The sequence below is a fragment of the Rheinheimera sp. genome (assembly GCF_036568245.1).
Lineage (GTDB): Bacteria > Pseudomonadota > Gammaproteobacteria > Enterobacterales > Alteromonadaceae > Alishewanella.
Genome location: NZ_DATCSY010000082.1, coordinates 1 through 3,768, shown reverse-complemented (window position 1 = coordinate 3,768; position 3,768 = coordinate 1). Strand labels below are relative to the sequence as shown.

The following is a 3,768-nucleotide window of genomic DNA, read 5'->3' as shown; positions in this document are numbered from 1 at the left end:
ATCCGGCGCTATGTCAGGCATCAGGATAAAGTGGGCAGAGAAGACGAGGAACGTCAATTAAGGCTGGATGTAGAAAATAATTAAGCCCCCTTATAGGGGGCCAACGCAAAGCCACCTCCTATGGAGGTGGATTTTTACTTCAAACGGCCTGCTTATTTTATTGCGGCCAGAAACTGCCGGCTGGCGCCGGGATAGTTTGTGAAAATACCGTCGACGCCATATTGCTGCATACGACGGATATCATCTGTGTGATCTACCGTATAAACGTATACCCGTAAACCACGGGCTTTCGCATCGTTAACAAATGCCTGGTTGATAAAGCTGACATCACAGTTAACAGAATATGCCTGCAGCTTCTGGGCGAAACTGGCGTAGTCAACCGGCATCGAGGCGGTAAGGGCACCAAGTTTTAACTCTGGCCGTAACTGCTTAATCTCAGATAACAAATGATGATTAAACGAGGAGATCAGCAGCCGCTGGCTGTTCAAACCGAGCTGCTGCGCTTTGTCCAGCAAGGTCAGCAAAGGCGCTACCGTGTCAGCGCCTTTTAATTCGATATTAAGCCATTGTGCTGCCTGTTGCAGGCGTTGCAATACCTGCCATAAGCTTGGAATACGCTCACCTTTACCTGCATCAAGCTGGGTAAGTTGCTCCAGGGTATGCTGGTAAATGCTGCCCTTACCGTTGGTGGTGCGTTGTAAATGATGGTCGTGAATGACGATCAGCTCACCTTGTACTGCGAATACATCCAGCTCGATAGCATCTGCACCCTGAACTATGGCTTGCTCTATTGCCAGCATGGTATTTTCAGGATATTCGCCACTGGCTCCGCGGTGAGCAATGATCTGCATATTATTTGAGCTCTGCAAAAGGTGAACCCATCCGGGTTACCGTGCCTGGTTTCTGGTCGTTTAAGAAAGATAGTTTATCGGCAGCAAAAGCCAATACCACCGTTGAACCTAACTTAAAGCGGCCCATTTCGGCACCTTTCTCCAGCGTAATGGCATTTTTGCCGTGTGCCGGATAGGTCCAGCGGAATATGTTTTTACCTGCCGGCGGCGTAACAGTACCTGCCCAAATTGTTTCAATGCTTGCCACTATGGTGGCACCGACCAGCACCAGTGCCATAGGGCCAAGCTCTGTATCGAAAATGGTTACGACGCGCTCGTTGCGGGCAAATAAGTCTGGCACGTTTTCAGCAGTTAATGGGTTTACAGAAAACAGCTCACCGGGCACATAAATCATTTGCCGCAACGTGCCTGTTACCGGCATGTGGATGCGATGATAATCTTTTGGCGCCAGATAAATAGTTGCAAAATCGCCGTTCTGAAAAGGCGCTGCAGTGGCAATATCGCCGCCGAGTAAACTCTGTAAAGAGTAGTCATGGTTTTTTGCCTGCACCAATTTACCTTCAACAATAGGGCCGAGCTGACTGATACAGCCGTCTACCGGGTGGGCGATAATATTGCTGTCTGTCGCCAGCGGACGTATGCCGTCTTTTAGCGGGCGGGTAAAAAACTCATTAAAAGTGGCATAGTCCTGCGCCCGCTCAAACTGGGCTTCGCTCATATTGATGCCATAAGCTTTGATAAAGCGGTTTATTAAAAAATGGGTAAACCAGCCGAGTCTGGCGGCAGCTATTTTGCCCGCCAGGCGTGAAATCAGGTGTTTTGGCATCAGGTATTGCAGGGTAATTTTTAAATTATCCATCTTGGTCTCGATTAAAAGTGTCAGAAATCAGCTTACAGGTAACTGGGTTTATCTTGCTCCATACTGGCAAGTATCTTCAGGTAACTTTCATAACGTTCTTGTTGTATATCACCGTGTTCAACGGCGTGTTGAATGGCGCAGCCCGGATCAGAAATATGCTTGCAGTCTCTGAATTTGCATCGCCCGAGCCAGGGCGTGAATTCGATAAAACCACGGGTAACCTCTTCTGCCGTCAAATGCCACAATGCAAACTCACGAATACCGGGAGAGTCTATCAAATCTCCCCCTTCAGGCAGGTGGTAAAGTCGGGATACGGTAGTAGTATGTTGGCCAAGGCCTGAATTTTGCGAAACCTCCTGGGTTTGCGCTTCAAGTCCCGGCATCAGGTTATTCATTAATGATGACTTACCCACGCCTGACTGGCCTACAAAGATACTGGTGCCACTGTGCAAATAATTCAGTAGCGCCGTCATGCCTTCACTGCTTTTAGCACTGACCATAACAAAGTCATAGCCAAGTTTTTTATACTGGGCCAGCTGTTGCTCTACAACATGTTTTTGCTCAGTACTGAGTAAATCTGTTTTGTTAATAACCAGCAATGGCTTGATACCGGTTATCTCTGCCGCAACCAGATAACGGTCGATAATGTTAAGCGACAGTACCGGCAGTATGGCCGAGACAATAATCATCAGGTCGATATTGGCCGCGACAGGCTTTAAACCATCATAGAAATCCGGCCGCAATAAAACCGAGCTACGCTCTTCTACCGCGTCAATGACACCATCAACACCACCCGTCTGCTGTAATGCCCTGCGCCAGACCACCTTATCGCCAGTGACTAATGATGCCACCGAGCGGCGCATATTACAGCGAGTCACTGCGCCATCAACATCTTCGACATCAGCATGCTGGCCAAAACGGCTTATTACCAGGCCTGCTTCTGCTGCGCTAAAGCTGGCGTCATCAACAGTTTCGACCCCTTTACTTTTAGCTACGCGCAGCTTTTTACTGGCATTGTCGGCAATGCGTTGCTGTTGACGCTGGGTGAGATGTTTTTTCTTCGTCACTGGTGCTGTTTTCGCTCTGATTAAAAGGGTGCTATTACTGCTAAGCTTAGGGCGTGTATGATACCTGTATTCTGTAAATGAACAAAGCAGCATGCTGCGTAAGGGCTTTTGATGAGTGTAAATGATAATAACCTAATCTGGATTGACCTTGAGATGACGGGTTTAGAGCCGAAAACCGACGTTATTCTGGAAATGGCAACGATAGTGACTGACAGCAATCTGAATATTCTGGCGGAAGGGCCGGTATTTGCTATCAAGCAGCCTGATGAGGTGCTGGATAATATGAGTGCCTGGTGTGTGGAGCAGCATGGTAAAAGCGGTTTGACAGCACGTTGCCGTGCCAGCAACATTTCACTGGCTCAGGCAGAACAGCAGACAATCGCATTTTTAAGCCAGTATGTATCTGCCGGTAAATCGCCAATGTGCGGCAATAGCATTGGGCAGGACAGACGTTTTCTGGTGGAATATGCACCTGAACTGGAAGCGTTCTTTCATTATCGCAATCTGGATGTCAGTACGGTAAAGGAGCTGGCTAAACGTTGGCACCCGGAGGTAACAAAGAAAGTGCAAAAATCCGGCAGTCATCTGGCGCTCGATGATATCCGGGAGTCAATTGCTGAATTAGTGACCTATCGGCAGCATTTTTTCAAATTACCGCAATAAAGTACTTGCATAAGCTAACTGATTTTGTAAAATGCGCGCCATCACGACGCAACAACGTCTGATGATGCGAGTATAGCTCAGCTGGTAGAGCGCGACCTTGCCAAGGTCGAGGTCACGAGTTCGAACCTCGTTACTCGCTCCAAATTCGACATAAACCGCACCTTGCGTAAGCAGAGTGCGGTTTTTTGTTGTCAGCCTTAAACCACCTCCTATGGAGGTGGTGATCGTTTAGTCGGGGCTATGCCCGTAGAGTACCCATGTTAGATACTTCGCTCGTTTGTAACCAGCAAATGAGGAAGTAAATAACATGAGTAGATATAAATCCGCT

4 protein-coding genes and 1 tRNA gene are annotated in these 3,768 nt (G+C 48.1%); 2 read left to right on the top strand and 3 right to left on the bottom strand.

From position 1 onward, the window contains the following. Positions 1 to 152 precede the first annotated feature (152 nt). From VIN66_RS03685 to rsgA, 3 genes are read right to left on the bottom strand one after another with little or no spacing between them, the layout of a single operon-like run. Positions 153 to 851, bottom strand: a complete 699-nt coding sequence (locus VIN66_RS03685; protein ID WP_331922732.1) for a glycerophosphodiester phosphodiesterase — start codon at positions 849 to 851, stop codon at positions 153 to 155. Position 852: 1 nt separating this feature from the next. Next, positions 853 to 1,710, bottom strand: a complete 858-nt coding sequence (asd, locus tag VIN66_RS03680; protein WP_331922731.1) for an archaetidylserine decarboxylase — start codon at positions 1,708 to 1,710, stop codon at positions 853 to 855. A gap of 32 nt (positions 1,711 to 1,742) precedes the next feature. Further along, on the bottom strand, positions 1,743 to 2,777 hold the full coding sequence (rsgA, locus tag VIN66_RS03675; protein ID WP_331922730.1) for a small ribosomal subunit biogenesis GTPase RsgA: 1,035 nt from the start codon (positions 2,775 to 2,777) through the stop codon (positions 1,743 to 1,745). Between the two features lie 111 nt (positions 2,778 to 2,888). Here rsgA and orn point away from each other — a divergent pair, with 111 nt between their 5' ends. After that, complete coding sequence (gene orn, locus VIN66_RS03670) at positions 2,889 to 3,440, top strand: oligoribonuclease (RefSeq protein ID WP_331922729.1); 552 nt, start codon at positions 2,889 to 2,891, stop codon at positions 3,438 to 3,440. A gap of 66 nt (positions 3,441 to 3,506) precedes the next feature. Then, a tRNA-Gly gene (locus tag VIN66_RS03665) sits at positions 3,507 to 3,582 on the top strand. Positions 3,583 to 3,768: the final 186 nt, after the last annotated feature.